General features: G+C 61.6%; 15 protein-coding genes. 5 read left to right on the top strand and 10 right to left on the bottom strand.

The window, feature by feature from the left end; all coding sequences use genetic code 11:
• Nucleotides 1-88: 88 nt before the first annotated feature.
• The 9 genes from Q7C33_RS06420 to bioB all read right to left on the bottom strand — a co-directional run bounded on the left by Q7C33_RS06420 (nt 89) and on the right by bioB (nt 10589).
• Nucleotides 89-1885 carry an acyl-CoA dehydrogenase C-terminal domain-containing protein gene (locus Q7C33_RS06420; RefSeq protein ID WP_323154452.1) on the bottom strand — a complete coding sequence of 599 codons (1797 nt, stop codon included), beginning with the start codon at nt 1883-1885 and terminating at the stop codon, nt 89-91.
• A gap of 91 nt (nt 1886-1976) precedes the next feature.
• On the bottom strand, nt 1977-3266 hold the full coding sequence (locus Q7C33_RS06415) for a GGDEF domain-containing protein (RefSeq protein ID WP_323154451.1): 1290 nt from the start codon (nt 3264-3266) through the stop codon (nt 1977-1979).
• Between the two features lie 224 nt (nt 3267-3490).
• Complete coding sequence (locus Q7C33_RS06410) at nt 3491-5296, bottom strand: phenylacyl-CoA dehydrogenase (RefSeq protein ID WP_407683023.1); 1806 nt, start codon at nt 5294-5296, stop codon at nt 3491-3493.
• Nucleotides 5297-5573: 277 nt separating this feature from the next.
• The gene (locus tag Q7C33_RS06405) at nt 5574-5870 is read right to left on the bottom strand and encodes a hypothetical protein (protein WP_030139258.1); all 297 of its coding nucleotides are present in this window, start codon (nt 5868-5870) and stop codon (nt 5574-5576) included.
• Between the two features lie 119 nt (nt 5871-5989).
• Entirely contained in the window at nt 5990-6670 is a 681-nt protein-coding gene (gene bioD, locus Q7C33_RS06400; RefSeq protein WP_030139259.1) for a dethiobiotin synthase, read from the bottom strand.
• The gene (gene bioC / locus Q7C33_RS06395; RefSeq protein WP_407683022.1) at nt 6667-7476 is read right to left on the bottom strand and encodes a malonyl-ACP O-methyltransferase BioC; all 810 of its coding nucleotides are present in this window, start codon (nt 7474-7476) and stop codon (nt 6667-6669) included. Before bioC ends, bioD begins: the two co-directional genes overlap by 4 nt.
• A complete protein-coding gene (locus Q7C33_RS06390) occupies nt 7469-8200 on the bottom strand; it encodes an alpha/beta fold hydrolase (RefSeq protein ID WP_407683021.1) in 732 nt (243 codons plus the stop codon). Before Q7C33_RS06390 ends, bioC begins: the two co-directional genes overlap by 8 nt.
• The gene (gene bioF, locus Q7C33_RS06385) at nt 8193-9371 is read right to left on the bottom strand and encodes an 8-amino-7-oxononanoate synthase (RefSeq protein WP_407683020.1); all 1179 of its coding nucleotides are present in this window, start codon (nt 9369-9371) and stop codon (nt 8193-8195) included. Before bioF ends, Q7C33_RS06390 begins: the two co-directional genes overlap by 8 nt.
• A 162-nt stretch (nt 9372-9533) precedes the next feature.
• Nucleotides 9534-10589: a biotin synthase BioB gene (gene bioB, locus Q7C33_RS06380; protein WP_039590691.1), complete on the bottom strand. Its 1056-nt coding sequence runs from the start codon at nt 10587-10589 to the stop codon at nt 9534-9536.
• Between the two features lie 90 nt (nt 10590-10679).
• On the opposite strand from bioB, the gene Q7C33_RS06375 reads away from it, so the two are divergent.
• From Q7C33_RS06375 to rarD, 5 genes are all read left to right on the top strand, one after another.
• On the top strand, nt 10680-11420 hold the full coding sequence (locus Q7C33_RS06375; protein ID WP_030139264.1) for a ComF family protein: 741 nt from the start codon (nt 10680-10682) through the stop codon (nt 11418-11420).
• Between the two features lie 59 nt (nt 11421-11479).
• Nucleotides 11480-12244 (top strand): TOBE domain-containing protein, encoded by a 765-nt coding sequence (locus tag Q7C33_RS06370; RefSeq protein ID WP_407683019.1) that lies wholly within the window; start codon nt 11480-11482, stop codon nt 12242-12244.
• Between the two features lie 67 nt (nt 12245-12311).
• A complete protein-coding gene (locus Q7C33_RS06365; RefSeq protein ID WP_407683018.1) occupies nt 12312-14213 on the top strand; it encodes a PhoX family protein in 1902 nt (633 codons plus the stop codon).
• 117 nt (nt 14214-14330) lie between these two features.
• On the top strand, nt 14331-15305 hold the full coding sequence (locus tag Q7C33_RS06360; RefSeq protein WP_030139267.1) for a serine/threonine protein kinase: 975 nt from the start codon (nt 14331-14333) through the stop codon (nt 15303-15305).
• A gap of 221 nt (nt 15306-15526) precedes the next feature.
• A complete protein-coding gene (gene rarD / locus Q7C33_RS06355; protein ID WP_198797850.1) occupies nt 15527-16414 on the top strand; it encodes an EamA family transporter RarD in 888 nt (295 codons plus the stop codon).
• 216 nt (nt 16415-16630) lie between these two features.
• Here rarD and Q7C33_RS06350 read toward each other — a convergent pair whose 3' ends face one another.
• On the bottom strand, nt 16631-17149 hold the full coding sequence (locus tag Q7C33_RS06350; RefSeq protein ID WP_030139269.1) for a glycine cleavage system protein R: 519 nt from the start codon (nt 17147-17149) through the stop codon (nt 16631-16633).
• Nucleotides 17150-17420 lie beyond the last annotated feature (271 nt).

Raw genomic sequence — 17420 nt, 5'->3', positions numbered from 1 at the left:
AGCAGCCCTCTTTTGAGCGCTACGCACTGGAGCGCCAGCCCGGTCACGCGGGAGCAAGCTCCCTCGCCACGGAGAATGTCTCAGCCCATCAAAGCGCAAACAATTCCGCCGGCAACTTCATCAGGCATTCACTCCCAGCCTCGACGGCGGCCCGATGAGCGGTCGTGCGCGGCAGCAGGCGCTTGAAATAAAACTCACAGGTCGCCAGCTTGGCCCGGCAAAAATCTCCATCGCCGTCGCCACTGTCGAGCTGTGCCTGGGCCACCAACGCCATCCGCAGCCACAGATAGGCCAGGATGATGTAGCCGCTGTACATCAGGTAATCCACCGAGGCAGCCCCTACCTCATCGGGGTTTTTCATGGCCGCCATGCCAACCTGGGTCGTCAGTTCGCCCCACTGCCGGTTGAGGCCATCGAGCTGCGCAACGTATCCGTCGAGCTGCGGATGCCCGGCATTGGCGGCGCAGAACTTGTGGACGATCCTGGTGAAGCCGCGCAGTAACTTGCCCTGACTGCCCAGGACCTTGCGCCCCAGCAGGTCCAGGGCCTGGATGCCATTGGTGCCCTCATAGATCGGCGCGATCCGACAGTCGCGCACCAGTTGCTCCATGCCCCATTCGCGGATAAAACCGTGGCCGCCAAACACCTGCATGCCGTGGTTGGTCACCTCCAGTCCGGTATCGGTCATGAAGGCTTTGCAGATTGGCGTGAGAAAAGCCAACAAGTCTTCGGCCTCCTGGCGGGCAGTTTCGTCGCTGCTCAGGTGCGCAGTGTCGAGCAATTGCGCAGTGAAATACGTCAGCGCCCGGTTGCCTTCGTTGAAGGCTTTCATCGTCAACAGCATTCGACGCACGTCGGGATGGACGATGATCGGATCGGCGACTTTTTCCGGTGCCTTGGGGCCAGTCAGCGAACGCATCTGCAAACGATCGTTGGCGTACTTGATCGCGCCCTGGAAACTCGCCTCGCCCAAACACAGGCCCTGCATGCCAGTGCCGAGGCGGGCGTGGTTCATCATGGTGAACATGCAATTGAGGCCCTTGTTCGCCTCGCCGATCAGGAAACCCTTGGCGCCGTCAAAATTCAGCACGCAGGTGGCCGAGGCCTTGATGCCCATCTTGTGCTCGATCGACCCGCAGGAAACGCCATTGCGTTCCCCGGCCTCGCCCGTGGCGTCCGGCAGGAACTTCGGCACGATGAACAGCGAGATGCCCTTGGTGCCGGCCGGCGCATCCGGCAGCTTGGCGAGCACCAGGTGAATGATGTTGTCGCTCATGTCGTGCTCGCCGGCGCTGATGAAGATCTTGCTGCCAGTCACTGCGTAACTGCCGTCAGCCTGAGGCACGGCGCGGGTCTTGATGATCCCAAGGTCGGTGCCGCAGTGGGCTTCGGTCAGGCACATGGTGCCGGTCCACTGGCCGGCGGTGAGTTTGCTGAGATAGGTCTGCTTCTGCTCCTCGGTGCCGTGGGCGTGGATGGCCGACATGGCCCCGTGGGTCAGGCCGGGATACATGCCCCAGGACGTATTGCTCGACCCGATCATTTCGCTGATGACCAACCCCAGGGAACTGGGCAGGCCCTGGCCACCATACGCCGGATCCGCCGCCAGGCCGTGCCAGCCGCCTTCCACATACTGTGCGAAAGCCTGCTTGAAACCTGTAGGCGTAGTCACCACGCCATTGTCGAAATGGCAGCCCTCTTCGTCACCTGGGCGATTGAGTGGCGCCAGCACGTGCTCGCAGAACCGGGCGCCTTCCTCGAGGATGGCGCTGACCATATCCGGACTGGCATCGCTGGCACCCAGTTCGGCATAGCGGCCATGGAAATCGAAGACGTGGTCGATCAGAAAGCGCATGTCACGCAGGGGGGCTTTGTACTCGGGCATGGTGGTTTTCTCCGGTAGCAGATCGTTCCAACCTACTGCCGGCCATCAAGCCTCACAATCACAGTCCAGACGCTGAATGCGCCATCATCACTCAACCCGCGGCGGCTTCCATGCGCACCGCGCCGCGACGATTCTGGCCGAAGGCGATCACACAGTTTCGACCTGCGCCCTTGGCGTTATAGAGCGCCTGGTCCGCCGATTTGAGCACCTCTTCGGGCGTACGCTGCTCGATGCGCTCGGCCACGCCAATGCTGACGGTCACCGATACGCTGGAGGCGCCAGCACCGGAACGACGCTGGCGACCTTGCTGGTCATCCTGGGGACGGTTGTCGGGATTGCGCAGTTGAATCGCATACGTCTCGATGGATTGGCGGATGACTTCCAGGTGGGGCATGCACTCATCGATGGTCTTGCCTGCGAACACCAAGGCGAATTCCTCGCCGCCGTAGCGATACGCCCTACCGCCACCGCCGATCTTCGACAGCTTGCTGGCCACCAGGCGCAGCACCTGGTCGCCGACGTCGTGGCCGTGGGTATCGTTGAATTTCTTGAAATGGTCGACGTCGCTCATTGCGAGCACGTAATTGCGCCCCAGGCGCTGCATGCGTTCGTTCAGCGCCCGACGTCCCGGCAGGCCGGTGAGTTCGTCGCGGAAGGCCATTTGATAAGCCTCGTGGGCAACCGCGGCGGCGATCATCAACATCACTTGGCTGCACATGATGTTCAGGGTGAACGGCAGGATGAAGGTTTTCGGCAGCATCCAGAACAAGCCAAGCAAGCCCACCAATTGCGCCGCGTGCAGCGGCCGGGGGTTGCGCCAGTATTGCCAGGCCAGCAGCAGGAACGCAGCCGCGAACATTGGGTAGGACAATTGGATCAGGCTCATCCAGGCGCCGTGCAACGCGGGCCAGCGGATCTCCGAAAGCCACAACAACAACGGCTGGGGGAAACTTTGCTCCAGCGCCAGGGCCACGCTGCCGAAGACCAGCAACACCGCGAACCGGGCCACCATGTCCTGGAACAGATGGGTGCGCTCCTGCCACGCCGCGAACAGCCCGAACAACAGCGGCAGCAGCAGGCAGACGAGATGGAATACCACCGCCGCGTCTTCACGCACCTTGCCGTTATCGCGGTAAAAATCGGTCTGGGTATCCAGCAGGAAGTAGGCGATGTACACCGTGACCATCAGAAACAGCTCGCGCTGACGGCGGTAGACGGCGCAATACGCGCCTCCCAGAAGCAGCACCAATGTAGGCAGCACATTGAACAGGGAGGTGAAGAAGACGTTGAGATCCTTGACGTAGGCAGCCGCAAGCCCCGACAACAACAGCAGCAGTGACGGTAGGAAATGGCTCAAACGTACAGCGGAAGAACGCGGCAAGGGTAAAGCTCCGACCCGACTGGACAAAGATGGCATTGTGCATGCGAGGTGTGACCGATGTCACACTGCCATCGCTGTAACGGCAGGTGGGGAAGTTTTCTTAGGGTTGGGTTGGATGAATATTGTTTCAGGATCACAGTTGATGCCCACAAAAAAATTGTGGTGACCATGAAAAAGCCGCTGCTCCCGAAGAAGCAGCGGCTTTGTGAAGAACCGCGTAAGGCTTAGTAGCCCAGCGCGAAGTCTTCTTCTTTCATGTCCATCAGGTTGTTGGCGCCCGACAGCATGGCCGCAACGTGAGTGCGGGTGCGCGGCAGGATGCGCTGGAAGTAGAAGCGCGCAGTCTGCAGCTTGGCGGTGTAGAACGCTTCTTCGCTGGTGCCGGCTGCGAGTTTCTCCGCCGCCAGGCGCGCCATGTCGGCCCAGAAGTAAGCCAGGCAGGCATAGCCGGAATACATCAGGTAATCCACCGAGGCCGCGCCCACTTCTTCGCGATCCTTCATGGCGGCCATGCCGACCTTCATGGTCAACTCGCCCCATTCCTTGTTCAACGCAGCCAGGGGTTCCACGAACTCCTTGACCGCTTCGTTGCCTTCGTTGCCCTGGCAGAACTTGTGGACGATCTTGGTGAAACCCTTGAGCGCTTCGCCCTGGGTCATCAGCACTTTACGACCCAGCAGGTCGAGGGCCTGGATGCCGGTAGTGCCTTCGTACAGCATCGAGATACGGCTGTCGCGCACGTTCTGCTCCATGCCCCACTCGGCGATGAAACCGTGACCGCCGTAGATCTGCACGCCATGGTTGGCCGATTCGAAGCCGACTTCGGTCATGAAGGCCTTGGCGATCGGCGTCATGAACGCCAGCAGCGCGTCGGCTTTCTTCTTCTCTTCTTCGTCCACACCATACTTGACGATATCGACCTGCTTGGCGGTGAAGTAGACCATCGCCCGGTTGCCTTCGGCGAAGGCTTTCATGGTCAGCAGCATGCGGCGCACGTCAGGGTGGACGATGATCGGGTCAGCGGCCTTGTCCGGCGCTTTCGGGCCAGTCAGGGAACGCATCTGCAAGCGATCACGGGCGTATTTCAGGCCGCCCTGGAAGCCGATCTCGGCGTGGGCCAGGCCTTGCAGCGCGGTGCCCAAGCGTGCGGTGTTCATAAAGGTGAACATGCAGTTCAGGCCTTTGTTCGCCGGGCCGATCAGGAAACCGGTGGCCGCGTCGAAGTTCATCACGCAGGTGGCGTTGCCGTGGATGCCCATCTTGTGTTCCAGGGAACCACAGCTCACGGCATTGCGCTGGCCGATGGTGCCGTCGGCGTTAGGCAGGAATTTCGGCACGATGAACAGCGAAATGCCCTTGGTGCCAGCCGGTGCGTCCGGCAGGCGTGCCAGCACGATGTGGACGATGTTGTCCGCCATGTCGTGTTCACCGGCCGAAATGAAGATCTTGGTGCCGGTCACTTTGTAGGAACCATCGGCCTGAGGCTCGGCCTTGGTGCGCAGCATGCCCAGGTCGGTGCCGCAGTGAGGTTCGGTCAGGCACATGGTGCCGGTCCATTCGCCGGACACCAGCTTGGTCAGGTAAGCCTCTTGCTGTTCGGGCGTACCGTGCTCGGAAATGGTGTTCATCGCGCCATGGGATAGCCCTGGGTACATGCCCCACGACCAGTTGGCTTCGCCGACCATCTCGCTGACCGCCAGGCCCAGGGACTCCGGCAAGCCTTGACCGCCATGCTCGACATCGTGGGCCAGGCTTGGCCAGCCGCCTTCGACGAACTGCTTGTAGGCTTCCTTGAAGCCGGTCGGGGTTTTCACGCCGGACTCGCTCCAGGTGCAACCTTCGATGTCACCCACGCGGTTCAGCGGCGCCAGCACCTGCTCACAAAACTTGGCGCCTTCTTCGAGAATGGCGTCAACCATGTCCGGAGTTGCGTCCTGGCAAGCCGGAAGGCTCTGATAATGCGCTTCGTAGCCGAGCAGTTCGTCACGAACGAAGCGAATATCACGCAAGGGGGCCTTGTAGTCAGGCATAGCGATAACCTCTGCTGATGTAACCGGGGATGAACGACCGCGGCGAATTGTTGTAGCGGTCAAACAGGTGTTTGAAACATACGTTTACGCCCAAACCTTGTCAAGCGTCGATCCTTCGCCGTTCGTCATCGACCCCTGGAAAATATCGGACACAGAAAAACCATCGCGTTGAAAAATCAGCGATGCCTGCAAAAAAAAGATTAGTCGAGCAATAAGACACCAGAGACAAGAACGCCGCGAATAATCGCGGCGTTCTCATAAATCTCAGGTGCTTGTATCAAGCGAAAGTATCAATCAACGTACCAAGCATCTCATCGGAAGCCTTGGCGACATTCACGCCCAGCTGTACTTGAAACTTGCCTTGGGCCATTTCGACCATGTTGCTGGCCACATCCGATTGCTGGCTGCGATCCACCGAACGCAGGCGATCGACCTGGACTTCGGACGACTGGCTGGTGACCGAACGCTCGATTGTATTGTTGGCGATCTGGCTGGAGGCCTGATCGACACGGTTCTGCCCTGTCTGAATCGTGCTCAGACCGGCATAGAACGCGGTGTTTCCTGAGATTTCCATGGCAGGGCTCGTCTACTTGAAGGGGTCGACACCGGCATTGAAACAGAAGCCCTGGAAAAACACCCGACAAAAACACTAATGGCACAGTGCCTCGTCATAGGCAAAACCTTGGCGGGTTCTCAGTCCAGCAAATCCAATTGCAGGTGCTCGGCTACCGCTTTAGCCGTCACGCTCTGGATCCGCGCCACCCGGCCCAGGCAAGGCGCCGGCAGGCGTTCGGCCAGGGTCGCCAGGTTTTCTTCGAGGCGCGAGGTGGCCGGGTCGATGATATTTGCCACCCAACCGGCCAATTGCAAACCGTCACGGGCAATAGCCTCGGCCGTCAACAACGCATGGCTGATACACCCCAGGCGCACGCCCACCACCAGGATCACCGGCAGCCCCAGCGCTATCGCCAAGTCGGAAAGATTGTCCTGGCCGGCCAGCGGCACGCGCCAACCGCCCGCGCCTTCGATCAAGGTGAAGTCGGCGTCCAGCGCCAGCACTTCGCGCATCGGCCCCAGCAGCGACTGCACCGTCAACGCCACACCGGCTTCCCGGGCGGCCAGGTGCGGTGCAATGGCCGGTTCGAATGCCACCGGATTGACCTGTGCATAAGTCAGCGGCACCGAGCACTCGGCCAGCAACGCCAAGGCGTCGGCATTGCGCAGGCCCTTGGGCGTCACGTCGCAGCCGGAGGCCACCGGTTTGCCGGCAGCCGTACTCATGCCGGCTTGTCGCGCCGCGTGCAGCAGGCCCGCCGCAACGGTGGTCTTGCCCACATCGGTATCGGTGCCGGTGATGAAATAAGCCTGGCTCATAGCGGTTTCTCCAACACGGCGTAGACCACCTGATAGGTCGCGGGCAGGCCCTGGGCCTGGCGGAACTGCTCGTAGGCTTCGACCAGCGCGAGGATTCGCGCCCTGCCCGTCAATCCTCCGGGTCGGCCCGGGTTCAGATTATGAGCGCCCAATGCTTTCAATTCGTGGGTCAGGCTACGTACATCCGGGTAGTGCAATACGTGGGGCTGATTTTCCAGGCGGAGGACATTCAATCCGCTGCTTGCGCATAACTGTTGATAAGTCTCGAAATCACGGAAACGGTTGACGTGCACCCAGCCATCCACCTGACGCCAACTGTCACGCAATTCGTACAGCGTGCCGACACAAAGGCTGGTAAAGGCAAACACGCCGCCCGGCTTCAATACGCGATGGGCCTCGCTAAGCACCGAGGCAAAATCGGCGCACCATTGCACCGCGAGACTGGAGAAAACCAACTCACAGCTCGCCGCCTGCAAAGGCAGCCGCTCAGCATCACCGGCGATGAAATGCGCGGCCCCGCCTCTTGGGCGAGCATGGTTGAGCATGCCCTCGGCGATATCCAGCGCGAAGCCGGTCTCCTCGCCGAAACGAGCACCCAAGGCCCGGGTGAAATAACCGGTGCCACAGCCCAGGTCCATCCAGCGCTGCGGATCGAGCGACGAAGGCAGTCGCCCGAGCAATTGTTGCCCCACGTCACGCTGCAGTTCAGCGACGCTGTCATAGCTGGCCGCCGCCCGGGAAAACGAGGCCGCGACCTGACGTTTATCGGGCAAGGCGCCAGGTAGCTTCACAGACAAATCAGTCATCACCGGACTCATGCAAGAAAGCCTGGATCGCCCCCGCCACGCCGTGGGGGTCTTCCAGAAGAAATGCGTGGCCGGCCTGTTCAATCAGGCCGATTTCGACATCCGGCAACAGCGCCAACAACTCGCCCGCCGCTTCGGCTGGCACCAAGGCATCGAGCCCGGCAAACAAATGCAATTGCGGGCCGCGAAACCCCTGCAATGCCACGCGAGTGTCGAGCAGCGTCAACAACTCGAGCCCGGCCATCAGCACTTCAGGCGCTGTATTCGGTGCGCCGCCCAGCAACAATCGCGACAACCCCCGTGGGTCGCCGCAACCTTGGGCACATAGCAAACTGAAGCGCTTGAGCGTCTGGCGCGGATCGGCCGCACACCCGGCAAGAAACCCATCGAAGGTCTCGCCGGCCATCGCGCTCGGCCATTGATCGTGAGCCACGAAAGACACATTACTGGCCAACGTCAGAACGCCACAGCAGCGCTCGCCCCGACGCGCCGCCAGTTCCGAGGCCAACATGCCACCCAGCGACCAACCTCCGAGCCAGGCATCCTGGGGCAACGTCGCGTCCAACTCATCGAGCCAGTCCGCAAGATTGCTCGAAGCCAGCGCCGGCAAGGGCTCGATTTCCACCTGCAAGTGCTCATCGAGCCCCTGCAGCGCAGCGGCCAACGGTTCGAGAGGCGAAACGCCCAGGCCCCAACCAGGCAGCAATATCAGTCGATCACGCATGACTCGGCTCCGGTCCCAGTTGGGCAAAACACTCCGCCAGTGCCTCTAACAATAGTTGCACCTGGGCTTCGCTGTGGGCGGCGGTCAGTGTCACGCGCAGGCGAGCACTGCCGGCGGGGACGGTCGGTGGACGGATCGCGGTCACCATCAGCCCCCGTTCACGCAGCATCCGTGACAGTTGCATCGCCCGCCCGGCATCGCCGACCAGGATGGGCTGGATCGGCGTGAAGCTGTCCATCAATTGCAAACCAATCTGCTCGGCGCCCTGGCGGAACTGGCGAATCAGTCGCTGCAAATGCTCTCGCCGCCAATGTTCGCTGCGCAGCAGTTCAAGGCTCTTGAGCGTGGCGCAGGCCAAAGCCGGTGGCTGGCTCGTGGTGTAGATGTAGGGACGCGCGAACTGGACGAGGCTTTCGATGAGTTCCTCACTGCCCGCCACAAAGGCGCCAGCGGTGCCAAAAGCCTTGCCCAGCGTGCCGACCAGCACGGGGACGTCTTCCTGGCTCAGAGCGAAATGTTCGACGACACCGCCGCCGCTGGCGCCCAGCGTGCCGAAGCCGTGGGCATCGTCAACCATCAGCCAGGCGCCCTTGGCCTTGGCTTCACGGGCGAGGGCCGGCAAGTCGGCGACGTCGCCATCCATGCTGAACACCCCATCGGTGACCACCAAGGTATTGCCAACCGCCTTTTCCAGGCGCTGGGCCAGGCTCCGGGCATCGTTGTGCAGATAACGGTTGAAACGCGCGCCGGACAACAACCCGCCATCGATCAATGAAGCGTGGTTGAGGCGATCCTCCAGCACGGTGTCGCCCTGCCCGACCAACGCCGTGACCGCGCCGAGATTGGCCATGTAGCCGGTGGTGAACAGCAACGCCCGTGGGCGGCCGGTCAGCTCGGCCAACGCTTCTTCCAAGGCGTGATGCGGCCCGCTGTGGCCGATTACCAGATGAGAGGCCCCGCCGCCGACGCCCCAACGCGCGGCACCTTCGCGCCAGGCCTCGATCACTTGCGGGTGATTGGCCAGGCCCAGGTAATCGTTGTTGCAGAACGCCAGCAGCGGCTGACCGTCCACGACGACTTCCGGGCCCTGGGGGCTTTCGAGCAGCGGTCGCTGGCGATAGAGATTTTCAGCACGACGGGCAGCCAGGCGTGCGGCGAGATCGAAGGGCATGCTGGCCTCAACTGTTTAAAGACTGGCCAAAGCCCCTTGTGGGAGCGAGCTTGCTCGCGATAGCGGTGAGCCAGTCGACATAAATGTTGAATGTTCCATCGCCATCGCGAGCAAGCTCGCTCCCACAGGGTCTTGCATGCCAATCCGGGAATCGGTGCGTGATCAAACAGCGGCGTTATAGAACTGCTCGCTGCTCTTCTGTTCCACCAGCGCCTGTTCAATGGCCGCCTGGTGCACTTCATCGGCATGTTCTTCACGGGCTTCCGGCTGGATGCCCAGGCGCGCGAACAGTTGCATGTCCTTGTCAGCCTGGGGGTTGGCGGTGGTCAGCAGCTTGTCGCCGTAGAAGATCGAGTTCGCGCCGGCGAAAAACGCCAGGGCCTGCATTTGCTCGTTCATCGCTTCGCGGCCGGCGGACAAGCGCACGTGGGATTTCGGCATGAGGATCCGCGCCACGGCCAGCATCCGGATGAAATCGAACGGATCGACGTCCTCGGCATTCTCCAGCGGCGTGCCGGCGACTTTCACCAGCATGTTGATCGGCACCGACTCCGGATGCTCCGGCAGGTTTGCCAGTTGGATCAGCAGGTTGGCGCGGTCGTCCAGGGATTCGCCCATGCCGAGGATGCCACCGGAGCAGATCTTCATCCCAGAATCACGCACGTAGGCCAGGGTCTGCAGGCGCTCGCTGTAGGTGCGGGTGGTGATGATGCTGCCGTAGAACTCCGGCGAGGTATCGAGGTTGTGGTTGTAGTAATCCAGGCCGGCCTGGGCCAGCGCTTCGGTCTGTTCCTGGTCGAGGCGGCCCAGGGTCATGCAGGTCTCCAGGCCCATGGCCTTCACACCCTTGACCATCTCCAGCACGTAAGGCATGTCCTTGGCCGACGGGTGCTTCCACGCCGCGCCCATGCAGAATCGGGTCGAACCGATGGCCTTGGCCCGTGCCGCCTCTTCGAGGACCTTCTGCACTTCCAGCAATTTCTCTTTTTCCAGCCCGGTGTTGTAGTGGCCGGACTGTGGACAATATTTGCAATCTTCCGGGCAAGCGCCGGTCTTGATCGACAGCAGCGTGGAAACCTGGACGCGGTTGGCGTCGAAGTGCGCGCGGTGCACGGTCTGCGCCTGGAAAAGCAGGTCGTTGAATGGCTGGACGAAGAGTGCTTTGACTTCGGCCAAAGACCAGTCATGACGCAGGTTGGCAGTGGTGCTGGCGCTCATGGGCATTTCCTTGATTATGCTTGGCTGGCGCCTGGGACACTCAATACCCACAGGCGCGACACGGATGTTCGGCATATTTAAGGAAGTGTCATGCGCTGTCAACCTCGATACAAATGGCCGGTTTACATCTGGTTAAAAAACAAACAATCCTGTCTGTTATGCGGCGAACCCACGGACACACCGCAGCCAATCTGCACGCCTTGTGAAAGCGAGTTGCCCTGGCTTGGCTATCAATGCAATGTCTGCGCGCTTCCGCTGCCCATGTCAGGGCTCCGCTGCGGACAATGCGCCACGCGACCGCCGGCTTTCGAACGGGTCGTGGCGCCGTGGATCTATGACTTCCCGGTGGACACGCTGGTCACCCGCTTCAAGCATCAGGCGAAGTGGCCGCTTGGGCGCTTACTCGGCGAACTGTTGGCGCAGTCGATCCAACATCATTTTGATGAAGGGCTGGAGCGTCCCGACGCGCTGGTGCCGGTGCCACTGGCGACTCGACGCCTCCGGCAGCGCGGTTTCAACCAGGCGGCGCTGCTGGCCCGCTGGCTCAGCGAGCCGTTGCAGATTCCTTGCGACGAGAATCTGCTGCTGCGCGTCCAGGACACCCCTGCGCAACAGGCCCTTGATGCCCGGGCGCGGCGCCGCAATCTTCGCCAAGCCTTTGCCCTGGCACCTGACGCTTTATTGATGAACCGCCACTTGGCCCTGGTGGACGATGTGCTCACCACGGGTGCCACGGCCCAGACGCTAGCACGCCTGTTACTCGATGCTGGCGCCGCCCGGGTCGATGTGTATTGCCTGGCCCGCACGCCAAAACCCGGCGACCCCGCTTGACGCGCCGCCGCCGAGGCGCCAACGTCCGGGCATCAAATCCCTGCGCGCAGTTTTTCGTCATGTCATTGCCTACGCTCCTGACCCAGCACATCGTCCGCCGACCACAGCGCATCGCCCTGTTGCAGCACATCGCCGAACAGGGCTCGATCACCCGCGCCGCCAAGAGCGCGGGCCTGAGCTATAAGGCCGCATGGGACGCGATTGACGAACTGAACAACCTGGCGGACCAACCGCTGGTCGTACGCAGCGTGGGTGGCAAGGGCGGTGGTGGCGCAAAACTGTCGGAGGAAGGCCAACGTGTCCTGCGCCTCTATCAGCGCTTGCAAACCTTGCAGGCGCAACTGCTGGAAGCGAGCGAGGACGCAGGGGACCTGGGGCTGCTCAGCCGACTGATGCTGCGCACCAGTGCCCGGAACCAGTTGCATGGCAAAGTCCTCGGCATCGACGCCCAAGGTCACAACGACCGGGTGCGCGTGGAGCTGGCTCGCGGCCTGGTCATCGACACGCAGATCACCCACGACAGCACGCTGCGCCTGGAACTGGAAACCGGTACCGAAGTGGTCGCCTTGATCAAGGCCGGTTGGCTGGAGCTGTACCCCGCTGATCAGCCAGAGCATCCGGGGGCCAATACGCTGCGAGGAGTCATCGAGCACATAGCCGCCGCCGAAAACGGCCCCAGCGAGGTGCGCATCGGCCTGCCCAATGGCCAGACCTTGTGTGCCCTGGCTGATCCATCGCTGCTCAGAGAGCGAAACCTTGAGGCCGGCTCACCGGTGCAAGTGTGTTTTTCGCCGTCGAATGTGTTGCTGGGCACACCGTTGTAGCCCACTGAAACAAAAGCTTCATCGACCCGCTTTAAGGTGACTGCCAAAACCAGCAGGGAGCCTGATGATGAGCCTATTAGAAGATAACCAATCCACCGACCTGGAAAACATCGTCGGCTTGAGCCGTCGCCGCTTCATTGGTGCCGGCGCCCTATGCGGTGCGGCGATGTTCCTGGGCGGCAACCTGCTGAGCCGCAGCGTCATGGCCGCCGCCGTGAGCGAAGGCAACAAACACATGCTGGGCTTCGACGGCATCGCCGCCGCGACGACAGACACCATTACGCTGCCGCCAGGCTACAAAGCCTCGGTGTTGATCAGTTGGGGCCAGCCACTGCAAAAAAACGCACCGGCATTCGACCCCAGCGGCAACGGCACCGCCCGCGCGCAGGAAGTGCAATTTGGCGACAACAACGACGGCATGAGCCTGTTCCCAATGCCAGGGGACGAAAACCGTGCGTTGATGGCAATCAACAACGAATACACCAATTATCGCTATCTCTTCCCCCATGGCGGTCAGCCGCAGTCGGCCGAGGAAGTGCACAAGGCCCAGGCCTGCGAAGGCGTGTCGGTGATCGAGATCGAACGTCGTCGCGGTCAATGGCAGTTCGTCCAGGATTCTCGCTACAACCGCCGGATCCATGGCAACACGCCGATTCGCCTGAGCGGCCCGGCTGCCGGTCACGACTGGGTGAAAACCAGTGCCGACAAAAGCGGCAAGAAAGTGCTGGGGACTTTCCAGAACTGCGCCAATGGCATGACGCCGTGGGGCACTTACCTGACCTGTGAAGAAAACTTCACCGACTGCTTCGGCAGCAGCAAGGCCGACCTGAAATTCGATGACGCGCAAAAGCGCTACGGCGCCACCGTCACCAGCCGCGAGATCAACTGGCACCCGCATGACCCGCGCTTCGACCTGGCGAAGAACCCCAACGAACTCAATCGCCATGGCTGGGTGGTGGAAATCGATCCATTCGATCCAAAATCCACTCCGGTGAAACGCACGGCCCTGGGCCGTTTCAAACACGAAAACGCCGCCCTCGCACAAACCCATGACGGTCGCGCCGTGGTGTACATGGGCGACGACGAACGTGGCGAATTCATCTACAAATTCGTCAGCCGGGATCGCATCGACCACCGCAACGCCAAGGCCAACCGCGACTTGCTGGACCATGGCACCCTGTACGTGGCGCGCTTCGACGCCGGCGATGGCAACCCGGACCATCCGAAAGGCAAGGGCCAGTGGATCGAGCTGAGCCACGGCAAGAACGGCCTCGACGCCAGCAAGGGCTTCAATGGCCAGGCCGAGGTGCTGATCCACGCGCGCCTGGCCGGCAGTGCCGTGGGCGCGACTCGCATGGACCGCCCTGAGTGGATCGTGGTCAGCCCGAAAGACGGCCAGGTCTATTGCACCCTGACCAACAACGCCAAGCGCGGCGAAGACGGCCAACCGGTGGACGGGCCAAACCCACGGGCCAAGAACGTCTACGGGCAGATCCTGCGCTGGCGCACCGACCGCGACGACCACGCCTCCAACACCTTCGAGTGGGACCTGTTCGTGGTCGCGGGCAACCCGACGGTACATGCCGGCACCCCGAAAGCCGGGTCGTCCAACGTCACTGCACAGAACATGTTCAATAGCCCCGACGGCCTGGGCTTCGACAAGGCCGGCCGGCTATGGATCCTCACCGACGGCGACTCCAGCAACGCCGGGGACTTCGCCGGCATGGGCAACAACCAGATGCTCTGCGCCGACCCCGACAGTGGCGAAATCCGCCGCTTCATGGTCGGGCCGGTGGGCTGTGAAGTGACCGGGATCAGTTTTGCACCGGACCAGAAGGCCCTTTTCGTGGGCATTCAGCACCCGGGTGAAAACGGCGGTTCGACCTTCCCCGAGCACCTGCCCAATGGCAAGCCGCGGTCTTCGGTGATGGTGATTACCCGCGAAGACGGCGGCGTCATCGGCGCCTGACACTTTGTGGCGAGGGAGCTTGCTCCCTCGCCACAAAGTCTCAACGATCAATCCCGACTGCTTTGCGCTACCATGCTGGGCCGGACGCGGCAGCCCTGCCGCTGCGCAGGAGTCAGCATGTCCCATCCGTTCGAAACCCTCACGCCCGACCTGGTGCTCGATGCCGTTGAAAGCATCGGCTTTCTCAGCGACGCCCGCGTGCTGGCCCTCAACAGTTACGAAAACCGCGTCTATCAGGTCGGCATCGAAGACGCCGAGCCGCTGATCGCCAAGTTCTATCGCCCCCAGCGCTGGACCAACGAAGCCATTCTGGAAGAACACCAATTCACCTTCGAACTGGCCGACCGTGAAGTGCCGGTGGTGGCGCCGTTGATCCATAACGGCGCCAGCCTGCACGAACATGCCGGGTTTCGTTTCACCCTGTTTCCCCGCCGCGGCGGCCGCGCGCCGGAGCCAGGCAATCTCGATCAGCTTTATCGCCTGGGCCAGTTGCTCGGGCGCCTGCACGCGATCGGCGCGACCCGTCCGTTCGAACACCGTGAAGCGCTGGGCGTGAAGAATTTCGGCCACGACTCGCTGGACACTGTGCTGCAAAGCGGCTTCGTCCCTCGTAGCCTGCTGCCGGCCTACGAATCGGTTGCCAGGGACTTGCTCAAGCGCGTCGAGGATGCCTACGCCGCCACGCCCCACCAGAACATCCGCATGCACGGCGACTGCCATCCCGGCAACATGATGTGCCGCGACGAGGTGTTCCACATCGTCGACCTGGACGATTGCCGCATGGGGCCGGCGGTGCAGGATCTGTGGATGATGCTTGCAGGGGACCGCCAGGAATGCCTGGGCCAGCTGTCGGAGTTGATGGACGGTTATCAGGAATTCCACGATTTCGATCCGCGGGAATTGGCACTGATCGAACCTCTGCGAGCCCTGCGCCTGATGCATTACAGCGCCTGGCTGGCCCGCCGCTGGGACGACCCGGCGTTTCCGCGGAGTTTCCCGTGGTTTGGCAGTGAGCGTTACTGGGGCGACCAGATATTGGCGTTGCGCGAGCAATTGGCGGCGCTCAATGAAGAGCCGTTGAAGCTTTTTTGATTGGATTGGGTTCCACCAGTCACTGCGAATCCCCTGTGGGAGCGGGCTTGCTCGCGAAAGCGGTGGATCAGCTTGCATGGATGTTGAATGTGCAGCCGCCTTCGCGAGCAAGCCCGCTCCCACACAGGGTTCGCAGTGGAACGCTCACAAAGGTTCACAGCACAACCAGACAAATCTCCTTACAATCACTCCTTTGTTAGCTGCCTAAGCAAGGATTCTGCATGCAAGCCGCCAACCCGCGTCGCGGGTACATCCTGGGCCTGAGTGCCTACATCATCTGGGGTCTGTTCCCGATCTATTTCAAAGCCATCGCCAGCGTGCCGTCGGTGGAAATCATTATCCACCGGGTGCTGTGGTCCGCCCTGTTCGGTGCGGCGTTACTGATGGTCTGGAAACACCCAGGCTGGTGGCGCGAGTTGCGGGACAATCCGCGTCGCCTGGCGATCCTGGCCTTGAGCGGCACGTTGATCGCGGCCAACTGGCTGACCTACGTCTGGGCGGTAAACAACGGGAGGATGCTCGAAGCCAGCCTGGGCTACTACATCAATCCGCTGATCAACGTATTGCTGGGCATGCTGATCCTCGGCGAGCGCCTGCGCCGCATGCAGTGGCTGGCGGTGGGGTTGGCGGCAGTCGGCGTGGCCCAGCAGGTCTGGCAAGTGGGCAGCCTGCCGTGGGTGTCGCTGGCACTGGCGCTGACGTTTGGCTTCTACGGATTGATCCGCAAGCAGGCGCCGGTCAAGGCCTTGCCCGGGCTGGTGGTGGAAACCTGGATGCTGGTGCCGATCGCCATCGCCTGGTTGCTGTTCAATCCATCGGCCACCAGCGCCCAAGCCGCGTTCTGGACCACCTCCGAAGCCTGGTGGCTGGTGGCGGCCGGCCCGGTGACGCTGGTCCCACTGGTGTGCTTCAACGCCGCGGCGCGGCATTTGCCTTACACCACGCTGGGTTTCTTGCAGTACATCGCCCCGACGCTCGTGCTCCTGCTCGCAGTGCTGCTGTTCGGTGAGCATCTGTCGTCCAGCACGTTGGTGGCGTTCATCTTTATCTGGGCCGGACTGGCGGTGTACAGCATCGATGCCGTGATCAGCATGCGTCGGCGCAACTGATCAAAAAACGCACAACCTTCTACAGGCCACGTCCGGCGTGGCCTGCGCGTTTCCTTCCCAAGGTTATCCACAGCGTGATCCCCGCCGTTTGTGCACAAGCCCTTGAAAACTGGTGGTTTTTTGATCATCGACCGCTGAGCCCCGGCGGGCTTGGGCTGGGGCCGGGTCTCTACAGGTTATCCACAGGCAGGCGCAGTTTTTCCTTGGATAACCTTGTCAGGCTTCGTCGCTGAGTTTCAGCTCAACCATCAACTCATCGGCCAAGGTCTCCAGGCGTTCCTGCAGTGTTTCCAGCGACAGGGTCAGGGGCACCCCGAGAATCGCCTCGGCATGAAACAGCAACTCACTGCTCATGGGCGCCGGCCGGACGTGGGTCACCAGACGCTCGACATTGACGCCCTGCTCGCTCAACAAGCGGGTGATGTCCCGCACGATGCCAGGACGATCATTGCCCACCAGCTCCATGGCAATGGGTTTCCAGGTGCAGGACTCTTCAACGGCGCTTTCCGCGATCAACACGCGAATGCCGTGGACCGACAATCCCTGCAAGGCTTCGATCAATTCTTCATGGGCCTCGGCCGGAGCGCTGAGGCGCAGGATCCCGGCGAATTGCCCGGCCAAGTGCGACATGCGGCTTTCCAGCCAGTTACCACCATGCGCGGCGATGCAATCGGCGATGCGCTCGACCTGCCCGGGTTTGTCCGGGGCGAAAACAGTGATGACGAGGTGGTCCATGGCGCAGTCCTCTTGTTGGGGAAGAAAGAGTATAGGCAGGGCGCACAAATCCTGTGGCGAGGGGATTTATCCCCGCTGGGGCGCGAAGCGGCCCTTAATCCTTATACCTCGGCGTGCCATACGGATTGGGTCGATATGCGATGGGGCTGCTTCGCAACCCAGCGGGGATCAATCCCCTCGCCACAGTTGTGTGTGCACTTCAGAGCCCGCCTATAAATCGTGTACAGGTTTTAATATTTATCTGGAACAATCCATCTGTTTTTTGAGAACA

The organism is Pseudomonas sp. BP11-1-1 (assembly GCF_052112105.1).
In the GTDB taxonomy this organism is placed as follows: Bacteria; Pseudomonadota; Gammaproteobacteria; order Pseudomonadales; family Pseudomonadaceae; genus Aquipseudomonas; species Aquipseudomonas alvandae.
The sequence above is the reverse complement of the archived record's forward strand: the minus strand, read 5'-3'. Positions and strand labels throughout refer to the sequence as shown.